The sequence below is a fragment of the Flavobacterium sp. RNTU_13 genome (assembly GCF_046614455.1).
GTDB lineage: Bacteria > Bacteroidota > Bacteroidia > Flavobacteriales > Flavobacteriaceae > Flavobacterium.
Genome location: NZ_JBKJHB010000023.1, coordinates 1 through 216, shown reverse-complemented (window position 1 = coordinate 216; position 216 = coordinate 1). Strand labels below are relative to the sequence as shown.

Annotated in this window: 1 protein-coding gene; it reads right to left on the bottom strand. The window is 46.8% G+C overall.

The genetic code is table 11. The annotated features are described in order from the left end of the window. Positions 1–216: hypothetical protein (locus ACLI08_RS16405; protein WP_411429588.1), on the bottom strand; the 216-nt coding region annotated here is incomplete at both ends.

The following is a 216-nucleotide window of genomic DNA, read 5'->3' as shown; positions in this document are numbered from 1 at the left end:
GTACCTGTCGAAAGTATCGTCGTCGATGCCAACGCAGTGCCACCTGTAGCAGTTGTGTACCATTTTAATGAAGTACCGGTTGCAGTTAAACTTGCTATTGTAGCTCCGTTACAGAACGTTTGTGCCGATGCTGTTGGGGCAACTGTTGTATTTACTGTTACGCTCACCGCGGTCCTTGTACTCTCACAAGAATTCAGTGTCTGAGATACGTAGTAC